Here is a 12,436-nt window from a genome sequence, read left to right on the forward strand (position 1 = left end):
ATGGCGGAGCAGAAGCCCGACGCCCTCGACGACCCGGCGCCCCGCCGCGGCCGGCTGCGCAACCCCTTCAGCGGAGACGCCTTCGGCCGCGCCGCCGAGGGCTTCGCGCGCATGATGGGCACGCCCGCCTTCCTGGTGGGCATGACCCTGTTCTGCGCGATCTGGCTGACGTGGAACTCGCTGGCCCCGGAGTCGGCCCAGTTCGACCCCCGCGCGCTGAACTTCACCCTGCTGACCCTGATCCTGTCGCTGCAGGCCTCATACGCCGCGCCGCTGCTGCTGCTCGCGCAGAACCGGCAGGACGACCGCGACCGCGTGCAGAACGAGCAGGACCGCCAGTCCAACGAGCGCAACCACGCCACCACCGACTTCATCACCCGCGAGATCGCCTCGCTGCGCCTGGCCCTGAACGACGTCGCCACGCGCGACTTCGTGCGCGGCGAGCTGCGGGACCTGCTCGAGGACCTCGAGGAGGCCCGGCAGCAGGACGCGGAGGCCGCGCAGGCGGAGGCCGCGCAGCTGGAGGCTGCGCAGGCGGGCGGGTCGGAGTCCCTGTCCCTGCCCTCCTCCTCGCGCGGTGCCCAGGCCCGCGAGGCGCAGGAGGCGCAGGGGTCCCAGCAGGCACCCGCCCCGTCGCTCGAGGTCGAGGCATTGCGCGCGCTGCTGCGCGAGGAGGTCGAGGCGGCGCTGGACCGTCGCGAGCGCCGCGGCCCCGCCGAGGGCATCCGTTCCGAGCAGCACACCGAGCCTCACCCCACCGAGCATCACCACGTGAAGGAGCAGGACCCGCAGTGACCCCGTCGGACCCGTCCCCCACCCAGGCCGACGCCGCCCCGCCGGGCACGGCTCCGGCAGACGGTGACGAGCGCGTCGCCCGCATCCACGAGGCCCTCGCGGGGGTGATCGACCCCGAGATCCACCGCCCCATCACGGAGCTGGGGATGGTCGACTCGGTGAGCGTGGACGCCGAAGGCACCGCCCGGGTGCAGGTGCTGGTCACCATCGAGGGCTGCCCCATGCGGGACCGGATCGAGCGCGACACCGCCGAGGCCGCCGCGACCGTGCCGGGCCTGTCCCGCGTCGAGGTCACCACCTCCGCGATGACCGAGGAGCAGCGCCGCGAGCTCACCGCCCGCCTGCGCCAGGGCCGCCGTCAGATCCCCTTCAACCAGCCCGGCTCCCTCACTCGGATCTTCGCGATCTCCTCGGGCAAGGGCGGGGTCGGCAAGTCGACCGTGACGGCGAACCTCGCCGCCGCGATGGCGGCCGACGGGATGCGCGTGGGCGTCATCGACGCGGACATCCACGGCTTCTCGATGCCGGGCATGTTCGGGATCTCCGAGCAGCCCACGAAGGTCTCCGACCTGCTCATGCCCCCTCAGGCCCATGGCGTGAAGGTCATGAGCATCGGCATGTTCGTGCCCAAGGGGCAGGCCGTGGTGTGGCGCGGTCCCAAGATGCATCGCGCCATCGAGCAGTTCGCCTCCGACGTGTTCTGGGGCGACCTCGACGTGCTGCTGCTGGACCTGCCGCCCGGCACCGGCGACGTCGCGATCTCCGTGGCGCAGCTCCTGCCCGGCGCGCGGATGGTCGTGGTCACCACTCCGCAGCAGTCCGCCGCCTCGGTCGCCGAGCGCGTCGGCTCCCTCGCCGCCTCCACCGAGCAGCAGATCGCCGGGGTCGTGGAGAACATGGCCGGGCTCACCCTCCCCGACGGCAGCGTCATGGACGTGTTCGGCAGCGGCGGCGGCGACCGCGTCGCGGCCACCCTCGCGGACGCCGTGGACTCCGAGGTGCCGGTGCTCGGCCGGATCGGCCTGGACCCCGCACTGCGCGAGGGCGCGGACAAGGGCGTGCCGCTGGTGGTCTCCGACCCCGACTCCCCCACCGCCGCCGCGCTGCGGGACGTGGCCCGGAGCCTCGTGCACACTCCGCGCGGGCTCGGCGGGATGAAGCTGCCCCTGTCCGTCAGCCGCCGCTGACCCGGCGGCGGTCGCGCGTGCATTCACGGGCGGAATACGGCGACGCTCGCGCGTATGCGAGCTGCGCCTCCATGTAGCGCCAGTAAAGTTCTGGATACTCGTACGGGTCCCAATTGACAACAACGGAGTCGCCCACGCCGTTCCATGTCACGGTTACCGTGCTCTCATTGCTGGCCTTGGGGACACCCGCCTTAAGTGCCTCGATCGTTTGGGTGGGCGTGGCCGGATTCGCAGGCTCGCTGGGTGTGGACTTCTGTGCCGATTGCTTGGTGATCCACGGTGGCTCTATGGGTGCAAAAATTCGAATATCCGACAGTCCGGTGAAGTCAATGAGAACAAGTGCGCCGAAGAGCGAGAGGAGGTTTTTGGCTACCCTCTTAACAAGTTTAGGCCACGCGAGTCTATTCTCTCCTTGCGTATCGTCTCGTTCGACCACCTGTCACCGCCGTCTCATTATCACTTGGCCACGCCAACTACCCCAGCCCCGTAGGCGCTGCGCCCACGCTCGTCCCGAGCTGTAGGAATTCCGTCAGTGCCTCCCGGATCTCTGTGGGACTGGCGGACAGATCGATCTGTCGCACTGAGTACGCAGTCCCGTCGATCGTGAAGTCGAGGTCGCGGCCCCGGGAGCCGTCGACGAGAGCTCCCAGCAGGAGTGCCCGCGTTTCTCCCGCGAACGCGCCGCGAAACACCGAGGCGTAGGAGATCAGCTGGCGCACGTGATCTGGGTTGATCATCGTTTTGCTTTCGTGCTGGGTGAAGATCGGCGCGAACTTGCACTCGATGACGACCTGCACGCCGTGGCCGCGTACGACGACGTCGGCGTTAAGCCGGGGCAGGAAGGCGAGATCCGTGGGCTCGCCGGTCGCTGGCCAAGCGCGGCTCTCGGACTTCACGGTGTACCCCCGTGGCCCAAGATGATGGTGGTAAAAGCCGCGGACGGCCCGCTCGAAGAGCCTCCGCAGCGCGCCCTCGCTCCGCAGGATCTTCGGCAGCTCACTGTCACCTGGGGCATGCTCGGGCGCGCACATGTCTCGCACCAGCGCGCTGAGCGCCAGGAGCGTCCTGTCCTCGGCGTCGAAGTGCCCGAACTGCTCCATGGACAGTTGGGCAGCGGTCGGGTCCACGGGCGTGACGCCGGAGCGCTCGAGCATCTGCGCCGTGGTCAGGCAGCGCCGGCGTACGTCTGCGGAGATTGCACGCCGCGCTGCGCGGCGCAGTGTGACCAGCATCGATCGGTATCGCGGCAGATCGACGGTCTGCTCGTCGTAGCGGCACAGGATGCGTCCGGACTTCATCAGATGGCCGCGGGCGGTCCCGAGATGGTCGATGCGTCCGCGCACCCGCGTCAGCGGCTCGATCCGGCGCCGGTAGCTGCGTGCGAGCATGGTCCGGATCCGGCGGTCGACGCGGGCGGCGAGGACGTCTGCCAGCGCGTCGAGCAGGTCGTTGTCGCGTTCGCCTCGCAGCAGACGCTCCCGGTCCTCACCGGTGAGCTTTTCGAGCAGGTCCGATGCGTAGAGCAGCAGGAACCACACGCTGCGCACGTCAATGCGAGTGGATCCCTCGCCGGCGACGAACACCTCAGAGCTCCGCGAGCAGTTGCTCAACGATGAGATCGACGGTCTCGGGTCGGTCATGCCAGTACTCGCGCAGCTGCGGAGCCACGGACGTCTCCACCACCGCTCGATGCCAGGGGTCAAGCTCGCTGACTTCGGTCTCGGGAGTGAAGTACGAGTGGCCGATCCGGAACGATGCCCCAAGGCTCGGGTCGGCCGCGATCTGGTCGTTCATCGCAGCGATGCGGCGGGCGAGCTCGTCGATGTGCGACGCCGGAGCGGTGCGGAACTTGTCGCTCAGGTGCTTCTTCCAGGCGTCGTTGAAGCGGGGATCGAGCTCGAAGAACGCGAAGCGCCGGCGCAGCGCGAAGTCGACCAGCGCGAGGGAGCGGTCGGCGGTGTTCATCGTGCCGATGACGTAGAGGTTCTCCGGTAGATGGAACCGCTCCTCGGCGTCGTGCTTGTAAGTCAGCTCGAACCGCGGGCCCTGGAAGAACATCGACGACCTCGAGATCGCGACCGCGGAATACATCGACTGGTTCAATCACCGGCGACTTCACGGCGAGATCGGCATGATCCCGCCCGTCGAGCTCGAGGACACCTACCATCACAACCACCCCGCACCGGCACCCGCCGACACGGCACTTGCGAGCCTCTAACAAACCCGGGGCGATTCAGCCGCGGCCGACCGGGGGCGTCACCGCAGGCGCAGCGGGGCCGTGGCGAAGCCGCCGACGGGTGGCAGCTCACGGTCCCGCGGGCGACCGGGATCGGGCTCGATCGCGGCCGTCGCGTCGAGGACGGCGCGGGTCAGGGCCCGCAGCTCCAGGGTCGCCAGCGGGCGTCCGGGACACACGTGCTTCCCGATCCCCCAGACCAGGTTGTATGGGGCGTTGCCGTCCGGGTCGAACGCCTCCGGCTCAGCGAACATTTGCGGGTCACGGTTCGCGGAGACCCAGTTCAGGAAGACCCGGTCCCCGGCCGCGAACGCGCGCCCACCGACCGTGACGGGTTCGGTGGTGATGCGGCGGTTGGCCACGAACGGGTCATCGATCCGCAGGATCTCGTCGAGGATCGCGTTGAACTCTCGGTCGGAGACCTCGGAGCGCAGCCGGGCCTGCAGGTCGGGGTGGTCGGCGAGGTAGGTGAGCACCACCCCGGCACACAGCGCCATCGAGCCCAGGTCGCCGCCCGTCCAGTTGCGCAGGATCGAGACGATCTCCTCATCGGTGAGCTCGCGGCCGTCGACGTGGTCACGCACGAGCTCGGTGGTGACGTCGTCAGGCGCGTCGTCGCCGGCCCCGCGGCGAGCGTCGGTCAGCGACCGGATGATGGAGTCGAACCGCTGGGCGACCTCCGCGGTGCGCGCACGGTCCCGCGAACGCGTGGCGGCATGGTTGTCCGCCATCCACCGCAGCAGGTCGTCCTCGAGGTCCGCGGGCCACCCCAGCCAGGCGCTCTGCGCCCGCACCGCGAAACGGGCGCCGAGCTCGACGGCGTCGACCGGCCCGGGGATCTCGACCTGCCTCATCACACCGGCTGCGACGCCTTGCACCGAGGGTTCGAGAGCGGTCATCCGCTCCCGTGTGAAGTAACGGTCCACGAGGGCGCGGAAGGCGGTGTGCATGGAACCGTCGAGGCCGTTGGGGACCTGGAGGTGGCGGGAGACCGCATTGGCGAAGGTCTGGTGGTCGAGGGCGGCAGCGGTGACGTCGGCGTGCGAGAACAGCGTCCATGCGCCGCTTGCGCCACGGGCGACCGGACAGCGCGACCGCATCTCGTCGTAGGCGGCCACCGGGTCGCGACGGACCCGCGGGCCCCGCGGGTTCCAGTCTGGCGGGATGGGATCCGTGGCCGGCTGCGGTGCTGCGGCGCGGTCGCTGCTCGGGCGCGTGCTAGCTGTGATTTCGTCGGTCGGCACGTGTTCGGTCATGTATCCATCTTGTCATTCTGCTGTCGGGACAGCGGGAAGGTCTCGCTGGTAATGGACACTCGCGGCGGTTGCTCGGGCACGGACATGGGAGGTCTTGCCCCAGCGTGGAGTCGTCCCTGTGCACGATCGGCTAACGGAACTTCAGCGACCAGAGCTCGTCGGCATCACCCCGCGGAAGCAGCCCGCTAAGAAGCATCGACAGAAGCCCGACAGTAATCGCCATAGCGCCCCTGAATTCCGCGCCGAGGTCGGCTCCCCACCGCTCAACCCGCCCCGGGAACGCGAAGGAGGCGCCCCCGTGGGGACGCCTCCGGTGAGGTGTGCAACGGCAGGAACAGGTCCTACCTGCGAGCCGAGGGCTCAGGTGGCCTCGTCGTCGAACGGGGCGCGCTTCGGGCCGTCGTTCTTCGCGGAGGAGCCGGAGCGCTTCTTGGTGCCCTTGGCCGCGGCGGCGGTGCCTGCGGCGCCGGCACCGGCGGCGATCGACATGGACTCCTTGCTGGGCAGGAGCTCGTCGAGATCGGTCTCGCCCCAGGCCTCGCGGATGATGCGGCGGGGGTCGTACTGGCGCGGGTCGTACTTCTTGAGGTCCTCGATGGCGATGCCCATCTCGTCCTCGACGGTGCTGCGGGACTCGTCCACCCAGCGCCGCGCCTGGCGCACCCACTGCATGAGCTGCCGGGTGACCTCCGGGAGCCGCTGCGGGCCCACGACCACCAGGAACACGATGAGCAGGACGACGACCTCCCACCCACCGAGGCCCATGAATCCGGTGCCGCCCATTGTCCACCTGTACGTCTCGAGGTCCGCTGATGCGGGCCCATTATTGCATCGCGGCCCCGTGCGGCGGCTCACAGACTGCTGTGGGTCCTCCGGGAGCGGCCCGGCGCAGGCGGGCCCTGCCGTAGGATCGGCCCGATCACACCGGTGCGCGGGAAGGACGTGGAGATGTCGTCGGGAAAGGTGGCCGGCTGGGCCCACGGCGAGGAGTTCGTCGACGAGTCGACCCTCTTCGCGGACGACGGCGTCCTCGCCCGGGCGCGCGAGCGCGGTAGCGAGCTCGGCGCGACGCCGGTGCTGCCCGGTGCCGGGGCGCTCATGCGGGTGCTCGCCGCGGCCGTGCAGGCACGCTCCGCGGTGGAGATCGGCACCGGCAGCGGCGTCGGTTCCCTGTACCTCCTGGCCGGCATGCACCCGGACGGGGTGCTGACCACCATCGACCCCGAGGTCGAGAACCAGCGCGCCGCCCGCGAGGCCTTCGCCGAGGCGCGGATCCGCGCGCCGCGCGTGCGGACCATCGCCGGCCGGCCCCGCGACGTCGTCGGCCGACTCACCGACCACGCCTACGACCTGGTGAGCTTCCCGGCCCACGACCCCCACGCCCTGGACCTGCTCGAGCACGCGCGGCGCCTGCTGCGCCCGGGCGGCGTGCTGGTCATCCCCCACGCCCTCTTCCACGACCGCGTCGCGGACCCGACCGCGCGCGATGCGACCACGCAGGCCGTGCGGGCGCTGCTGCGCGCCGTCTCCGACGCCGACGACCTCGTGCCCGCCCTCACCGGCAGCGGCGACGGGGTGCTCGCCGCGGTGCTCCGCCCCGCTCGGTCCTGAACGCGCACCTCGACACAACACAGCTCTGAACGCGGCGCCGGGCTGAGCATGGCCGGCCTGCACACCACTCCCCAGCTCCCGGGCATGCCTCCGGCCCCGCACCCTTGGCGGGTGCGGGGCCGGAGCGGCGACGAAGCGGGTGCTACTTGATGACGCCCTCGAGGGCGTCTCGCAGCTCCACGGCCTCCGAAGCGGCGATCTCGACGACCAGGCGGCCGCCCCCCTCGAGCGGGACCCGCATGATGATGCTGCGCCCCTCCTCCACGACCTCGAGCGGACCGTCCCCGGTGCGCGGCTTCATAGCAGCCATGGAATGCCTCCTTGATGGTGTCGCTGCCCCTGAGTGGCTCCCCCGGACGGGGCCTCGGACAGCGCGCGTGCGGTGTCCATTATCTCAGGTCCCGGGACCTGCTGGCACGCCGGGCGCGTCGGCGGGGCCGACGGGGCCTCTCGGGCAGTCCGATCCCGGCGCCGAACCGGCCGGTCGCGACCCCCACCATCGCCACCGCCACGACGAGCGCGGCGAGCAGCAGCAGGACCACCATCGGCGAGACGGCGCTCATGGACGCAGGGCCGTCTCCTCGTCGGCCGCGCCCACGCCGAGCGCCGCGCCGTCGGCCGCCTGCTCCTCGGCCTCCTCGCTGCGCATCGCCTCGCGCAGCGCGGCGAGGGCCTCCTCGGCGCTGTCCACGACGCGGACCAGGTCGAGGTCGGAGGCGTTGACCATGCCGCGCGCCACGGCGGCGGAGCGCATCCAGTCCAGCAGCCCCTGCCAGTAGTCGCGGCCCACGAGGATCACGGGGAACAGGTCGATCTTGTGGGTCTGCATGAGGCACAGCGCCTCGAACAGCTCGTCGAAGGTGCCGAAGCCGCCGGGCATGACCACGAAGCCGCTGGAGTACTTCACGAACATGGTCTTGCGGGCGAAGAAGTAGCGGAAGTCGACGCCGAGGTCGACGTAGGGGTTCATGCCCTGCTCGTGCGGCAGCTCGATGCCGAGGCCCACGGACACGCCGCCGGCCTCCTGGGCGCCGCGGTTGCCGGCCTCCATGATCCCCGGGCCGCCGCCGGTGATCACCGCGTACCCGGCGCGGGCGATGCCGGCGGCGATCTCGCGGGCGCACTGGTAGTCGGGGTCGGTCTCGGGCAGGCGGGCGGAGCCGAAGATGGAGATGGCCGGGCCGAGCTCGGCCAGGGCCCCGAAGCCCTCGACGAACTCCGACTGGATGCGCAGCACCCGCCACGGGTCCGAGTGCACCCACGCGCCGGTGCCGGCCCCCTCCAGGAGGCGCTGGTCTGTGGTGCGGTCGGGGCGGAGGGCCCCGCGCAGCGTGACAGGTCCCTTGCGGTGGTGCTCGCGTTCCTCTGGCGTCATGGGGCAGATCGTAACGGCCCCGGGTGACGGCTCAGGTGAACACCGGTGATCGCAGCCTTCGCGGGCGCTCCCCCGGCTCAGGCGGTGAGGAAGCGGCGCAGCCCTTCGAGCGCGGTCCGCAGGTCCGCGAGCGGCACGTGCTCGTCGTCGGTGTGGGCGAGCAGCGGGTCGCCGGGGCCGAAGTTCACCGCCGGGGTGCCGAGCGCGGAGAAGCGGGCCACGTCGGTCCAGCCCTGCTTCGCGGCGACGGTGACCTCGTCCCCGAGCGCGGCGAGGAACTCGCGGGCAGCGGGGGTGTCCAGGCCCGGCAGTGCGCCGGGCGCGGAGTCGGTCACCTCGATCTCGAGGTCGAGGCCCGCGAGCACCTCGCGCACGTGCGCCTCGGCCTGCGCCTCGGTGGTGTCCGGGGCGAAGCGGTAGTTCAGGGTGGCGCTCGCGCGGTCGGGGATCACGTTGCCGGCGATGCCGCCGGAGATCGCGACGGCGTTGAAGCACTCGCGGTACTCGAGCCCGTCGATCACGGCGCGGCGCGCCTCGTAGGCGGAAAGGCGCTCGAGCACCGGGGCGAGGTGGTGGATCGCGTTGTCCCCCACCCAGTCGCGGGCGGAGTGGGCGGCGATGCCGCGGGCGGTGACCTCGAGCTTCATGGTGCCCTTGCAACCGCCCTCGACCCCGGCGGAGGTGGGCTCGCCGAGGATCGCGAAGTCGGCCTCGAGCAGCTCGGGCCGCTCGGCGGCGAGGCGGGTGAGGGAGTTGTCCGCCGCGGCGACCTCCTCGTGGTCGTAGAAGATCCAGGTGAGGTCCATGGGGGCGGCGTCGGCCTCGACGGCGAGCTTGAGCAGCACGGCGACCCCGCCCTTCATGTCACAGGTGCCGCGGCCCACGAGCTCCTCGCGGCCCTCGTGGGTGCGGCGGGAGGAGGGGAGGTTGTCGGCGACGGGGACGGTGTCGAGGTGGCCGGCGAGCAGCACCCGGCGGTCCAGGCCGCGCGCGGTGCGGGCGATGACGGTGTCGCCGTCGCGCAGCACCTCCAGGTGCGGGGCGTGCGCGCGCAGGGTCTGCTCGACCGCGTCCGCGAGCGCCCTCTCGTTCCCGGAGACCGATTCGATGTCGACGATCGCGGCGGTGAGGTCGACGATGTCGGCCGACGGGTCCAGGGCGGGCGCAGCGTGGGAGGTCATGCCCGCCATCGTGCCACGACGGGGCGGGCGGTGCGGGAACCGGCCGACGGGGCATGGCAGGATCGTCAGGACCTCCGGGGCGGCGCAGGCCTCTGCGCGAGGACCGGGGCGACCCCCGGACCATGCGAGCCCCGGACCGTTCGAGCCCAGATCATGCCCACGCACGAGCACGAGGACCAGGACGACGACACGATGACCATGCCGCACGAGGACGATCCGACCGCACGGGCGCGCCGCGACGGCGAGACACTCGCCGCCACGCTCACCGAGGAGCAGCGCCGACGCGCCGCCGGCACAGCGGACCGCACGATCGCCGCGGACCGGCTCGCCGAGGAGCGGCTCGCGGTGCTGCAGGCAGGGCCGGAGCCGAGCGAGGAGGAGTACGCCTCCGCGCTCGCGGTCCTGGAGACCCATGCCACCCACCGCCGCTGGGACAGCATCACGCAGGGAGCGGAGTGCGGGGTCATCGCCATCGGCACCGTGTTCCTCGTCGCGGGCGGGCTCGGTCTGCTGCTGAGCTCGGACATCCTGCTCGGTGTCGGGGCGATCGCGCTGGTGGTCGCCACCTTCCTCCTCGGTGTGCAGTCCCTCGCCGGACGGCGCTCCCTCGCGTCGGCGCGCGAGGCGCTCGTGGACTGGGCGAGCGATCGCCCCGGGCAGTTCGCGCGCGGACTGCCCGTCGCCGGCATCCCCGCCACCGGCTCCGACGGACGCCTCGGCCTGCCCGTCGTGCTCGGGGCGACCCTCGGGCTCCTCGTGACGGCAATCGGGGTCGGGCTCGTGCTGGACGGCGGGAGCGCGGTGACCCTCGTGGTCGGCGGGGTCGTGCTCCTGGGCACGCTCGCTCTCCTTCTCGCGCGCCGACGGGCCGGCCGACGGGATCAGGCCCTCGCCTCCGCCCTGGAATGGCTGCCGACGTCGCTGAGCGATGAGGACGAAGACGACCCGGACGGTGAGGACGGGAACGTCGAAGACGGCGGGGAGGACGGACAGGACGCGCCCCGATGAGCAGGCCGGCTCTGCCGGCCGACCTCACTCCCCGGCCAGCGCGCCTCCGGCCCGGGCCAGGCGCACCGCGACCGCCTCGGCGTGGCGCAGCAGCTGCGGGGAGGTGCCGGGCTCGGCGGTGATCGCGGAGCCGGGCTGAGCGGTGGAGACGGGAACGCCCACCATGAGGCGCCGCTCGTAGACGGTGCCGTCCGCGCCGATCGGGGCGTACAGGCCGTCCACGGCGATGGAGCCGGTGAGCATGCGGTGCCGGGAGCCGCGGGAGGCCCAGTGGTCCTTCTGCACCTCGCCGCGCTCCCGCCAGGCGCCCAGCAGCGCGCTGCGGTAGGCGGTCAGGTCCACGCCCGGCAGGTGCGCCTCGAGCACCCCGTCGCAGTGGGCCACGAGACCCTCACCGCCGTGGACGGCGTAGCGGCCGGCCTCCTCGTCGATGTCGATGTGCATGCGGGGGCCGACGAAGCGCACGAGCCCCGCCTCCTCGAGGGCGAGCACCTGCCGGGCCCGCAGCACGGGCGGTCCGGAGGCCCAGGAGGCGAAGGCGTTGCGAAGGTGGCCGTCGATGTCCCGGCGCACCGACTCGGTGGTGTACGCGCCGAGGTCGGTGAGGCGGTTGACCTGGATGCGCAGCGCGATGAGCACACGGAAGGCGAGCACCCAGGCGGGGTCGGGGGCGGTGGCGGCCTCGAGCGCGCCGCGCAGCACGTCGCGGGTGCGGCGGTGGGCGTCCTGGCTCTCCCCGCCGCGCCGGCCGAAGGGGAACAGCAAGCGGATCAGCGCCTCGTCGGTGGCCATGTCCGCGTGGCCGGCGGCGCGCAGGGCGCGGCGCAGCTCGGCCAGCAGCAGCGGCATGACCTCCTTCTCGTGGTCCACGCCCGCCGAGCGCACGGCCAGCTCGAGCACGCGCTCGCTGGTGAGCACCTCGAGCGGGTAGGGGCGCAGCTGCTCGATGGGGAGGTCGGGCTTGGGGCGGTAGACCATCCCGGAGCGGGAGCCGACCACGAGCAGCGGCTCCCCGCCGCCGCGCACGTACCGCAGCCCCGAGGGTGCCGAGGGGTCGGGCTCGAAGCGGCCGCCCGCGACGGTGGTCAGCATCCCCACCGCGTCGTAGAAGTTCAGGCCCATCCCCTGCACGGCCACGGCCTCGCGCCCCAGGAGCGAGGCGTAGTCGACCTCGAGCGGGTTGGCGGGGCCGAGGTGGACGAGACCGTGGCGCTCGGCCGCGTCGGCCAGCTGCTGGGAGCGGGGGCTGAGCGCGGTGGCGAGGTGCCCGAGGGCGAGCGCGACCGCGTCGGCCCGCAGCACGCGCCCGTCGGAGAGCCGGACCCGCTGGGGCCCGTCGGCCGGACCCGTCACGTCCACCGCCTCGGCGGGGTGCAGCACGATCCGCAGCCGGGCCGGGTCCGCGTCGGCCATCGCGCTCTCGAGCACGTGGGCGAGGTAGCGGCCGTGGGCGGCGCGGGAGGCGTAGTCGGACGGGCCGAGACCCTCGCCGGCCAGGTGGTCGGCGAGGGTCTCGGTGCGCGGCACCGGCAGGGTCGCGTGGCACGACTCGTCCGGGTACATCGTGGTCTGGCAGGTGGTGGTGTTCATCAGCAGCACGTCCGGCTGGTCATGCCGCCACACCGCCCCGCCGAGCCCGACCTGCGGGTCGACGAGGTGCACCGTGAGCGCGCCGTCCCACGCCGCGGTGCGGGAGGCCGCCACCAGCCGCTCCACGATCGCGGTGCCCCGGGGCCCGGCCCCGATGACGACGACGGTGCGGACGGGGTCGGCGGCGTGGGTCATCC

15 protein-coding genes are annotated in these 12,436 nt (G+C 72.2%); 5 read left to right on the forward strand and 10 right to left on the reverse strand.

Annotation, left to right across the window (positions count from 1 at the left end; genetic code table 11):
- Nucleotides 1–795: a DUF1003 domain-containing protein gene (locus HNR70_RS15875; protein WP_246375189.1), complete on the forward strand. Its 795-nt coding sequence runs from the start codon at nt 1–3 to the stop codon at nt 793–795.
- Entirely contained in the window at nt 792–1,982 is a 1,191-nt protein-coding gene (locus HNR70_RS08895) for an Mrp/NBP35 family ATP-binding protein (RefSeq protein ID WP_376768819.1), read from the forward strand. Before HNR70_RS15875 ends, HNR70_RS08895 begins: the two co-directional genes overlap by 4 nt.
- Here HNR70_RS08895 and HNR70_RS08900 read toward each other — a convergent pair.
- From HNR70_RS08900 to HNR70_RS08910, 3 genes are read right to left on the reverse strand one after another with little or no spacing between them, the layout of a single operon-like run.
- Entirely contained in the window at nt 1,969–2,418 is a 450-nt protein-coding gene (locus HNR70_RS08900) for a hypothetical protein (protein ID WP_184325330.1), read from the reverse strand. The genes HNR70_RS08895 and HNR70_RS08900 overlap by 14 nt on opposite strands.
- A 37-nt stretch (nt 2,419–2,455) precedes the next feature.
- On the reverse strand, nt 2,456–3,565 hold the full coding sequence (locus tag HNR70_RS08905) for a 5-methylcytosine restriction system specificity protein McrC (protein ID WP_184325331.1): 1,110 nt from the start codon (nt 3,563–3,565) through the stop codon (nt 2,456–2,458).
- A gap of 1 nt (nt 3,566) precedes the next feature.
- Nucleotides 3,567–4,073, reverse strand: a complete 507-nt coding sequence (locus HNR70_RS08910) for a 5-methylcytosine-specific restriction endonuclease subunit McrB (protein WP_184325332.1) — start codon at nt 4,071–4,073, stop codon at nt 3,567–3,569.
- On the opposite strand from HNR70_RS08910, the gene HNR70_RS08915 reads away from it, so the two are divergent.
- The gene (locus HNR70_RS08915) at nt 4,054–4,200 is read left to right on the forward strand and encodes a hypothetical protein (RefSeq protein ID WP_512698834.1); all 147 of its coding nucleotides are present in this window, start codon (nt 4,054–4,056) and stop codon (nt 4,198–4,200) included. The two genes, HNR70_RS08910 and HNR70_RS08915, sit on opposite strands and share 20 nt — an antisense overlap.
- 38 nt (nt 4,201–4,238) lie before the next feature.
- Here HNR70_RS08915 and HNR70_RS08920 read toward each other — a convergent pair whose 3' ends face one another.
- Nucleotides 4,239–5,474, reverse strand: a complete 1,236-nt coding sequence (locus tag HNR70_RS08920; RefSeq protein WP_184325333.1) for a cytochrome P450 — start codon at nt 5,472–5,474, stop codon at nt 4,239–4,241.
- Between the two features lie 360 nt (nt 5,475–5,834).
- Entirely contained in the window at nt 5,835–6,257 is a 423-nt protein-coding gene (locus HNR70_RS08925) for a twin-arginine translocase TatA/TatE family subunit (RefSeq protein WP_184325334.1), read from the reverse strand.
- Between the two features lie 165 nt (nt 6,258–6,422).
- Between HNR70_RS08925 and HNR70_RS08930 the strand changes: the two genes are divergently transcribed.
- Nucleotides 6,423–7,085 carry an O-methyltransferase gene (locus HNR70_RS08930; protein ID WP_184325335.1) on the forward strand — a complete coding sequence of 221 codons (663 nt, stop codon included), beginning with the start codon at nt 6,423–6,425 and terminating at the stop codon, nt 7,083–7,085.
- 142 nt (nt 7,086–7,227) lie between these two features.
- On the opposite strand, the gene HNR70_RS08935 is transcribed toward HNR70_RS08930, so the two are convergent.
- The 4 genes from HNR70_RS08935 to dapE form a co-directional block, all read right to left on the reverse strand.
- Complete coding sequence (locus HNR70_RS08935; protein ID WP_010551467.1) at nt 7,228–7,395, reverse strand: DUF3117 domain-containing protein; 168 nt, start codon at nt 7,393–7,395, stop codon at nt 7,228–7,230.
- Nucleotides 7,396–7,474: 79 nt separating this feature from the next.
- Entirely contained in the window at nt 7,475–7,648 is a 174-nt protein-coding gene (locus HNR70_RS08940; RefSeq protein WP_184325336.1) for a hypothetical protein, read from the reverse strand.
- Nucleotides 7,645–8,460: an LOG family protein gene (locus tag HNR70_RS08945; RefSeq protein WP_184325337.1), complete on the reverse strand. Its 816-nt coding sequence runs from the start codon at nt 8,458–8,460 to the stop codon at nt 7,645–7,647. Before HNR70_RS08945 ends, HNR70_RS08940 begins: the two co-directional genes overlap by 4 nt.
- Before the next feature lie 77 nt (nt 8,461–8,537).
- Nucleotides 8,538–9,641, reverse strand: a complete 1,104-nt coding sequence (gene dapE / locus HNR70_RS08950; protein ID WP_184325338.1) for a succinyl-diaminopimelate desuccinylase — start codon at nt 9,639–9,641, stop codon at nt 8,538–8,540.
- Between the two features lie 153 nt (nt 9,642–9,794).
- On the opposite strand from dapE, the gene HNR70_RS08955 reads away from it, so the two are divergent.
- Nucleotides 9,795–10,649, forward strand: coding sequence for a hypothetical protein (locus HNR70_RS08955; RefSeq protein WP_184325339.1), 855 nt, complete (start codon nt 9,795–9,797; stop codon nt 10,647–10,649).
- Nucleotides 10,650–10,673: 24 nt separating this feature from the next.
- Here HNR70_RS08955 and HNR70_RS08960 read toward each other — a convergent pair whose 3' ends face one another.
- Nucleotides 10,674–12,434, reverse strand: coding sequence for an FAD/NAD(P)-binding protein (locus HNR70_RS08960; protein WP_184325340.1), 1,761 nt, complete (start codon nt 12,432–12,434; stop codon nt 10,674–10,676).
- Nucleotides 12,435–12,436 lie beyond the last annotated feature (2 nt).

This window comes from Brachybacterium aquaticum (assembly GCF_014204755.1).
Classification (GTDB): domain Bacteria; phylum Actinomycetota; class Actinomycetes; order Actinomycetales; family Dermabacteraceae; genus Brachybacterium; species Brachybacterium aquaticum.

Bases quoted from the DNA above. Each gene is read 5' to 3' on its own strand.
- HNR70_RS08960 (WP_184325340.1), bottom strand. From the start codon at position 12,434: ATGACCCACGCCGCCGACCCCGTCCGCACCGTCGTCGTCATCGGGGCC.
- HNR70_RS15875 (WP_246375189.1), top strand. From the start codon at position 1: ATGGCGGAGCAGAAGCCCGACGCCCTCGACGACCCGGCGCCCCGCCGC.
- HNR70_RS08935 (WP_010551467.1), bottom strand. From the start codon at position 7,395: ATGGCTGCTATGAAGCCGCGCACCGGGGACGGTCCGCTCGAGGTCGTG.
- HNR70_RS08955 (WP_184325339.1), top strand. From the start codon at position 9,795: ATGCCCACGCACGAGCACGAGGACCAGGACGACGACACGATGACCATG.
- dapE (WP_184325338.1), bottom strand. From the start codon at position 9,641: ATGACCTCCCACGCTGCGCCCGCCCTGGACCCGTCGGCCGACATCGTC.
- HNR70_RS08920 (WP_184325333.1), bottom strand. From the start codon at position 5,474: ATGACCGAACACGTGCCGACCGACGAAATCACAGCTAGCACGCGCCCG.
- HNR70_RS08910 (WP_184325332.1), bottom strand. From the start codon at position 4,073: ATGTATTCCGCGGTCGCGATCTCGAGGTCGTCGATGTTCTTCCAGGGC.
- HNR70_RS08925 (WP_184325334.1), bottom strand. From the start codon at position 6,257: ATGGGCGGCACCGGATTCATGGGCCTCGGTGGGTGGGAGGTCGTCGTC.
- HNR70_RS08940 (WP_184325336.1), bottom strand. From the start codon at position 7,648: ATGAGCGCCGTCTCGCCGATGGTGGTCCTGCTGCTGCTCGCCGCGCTC.
- HNR70_RS08930 (WP_184325335.1), top strand. From the start codon at position 6,423: ATGTCGTCGGGAAAGGTGGCCGGCTGGGCCCACGGCGAGGAGTTCGTC.
- HNR70_RS08945 (WP_184325337.1), bottom strand. From the start codon at position 8,460: ATGACGCCAGAGGAACGCGAGCACCACCGCAAGGGACCTGTCACGCTG.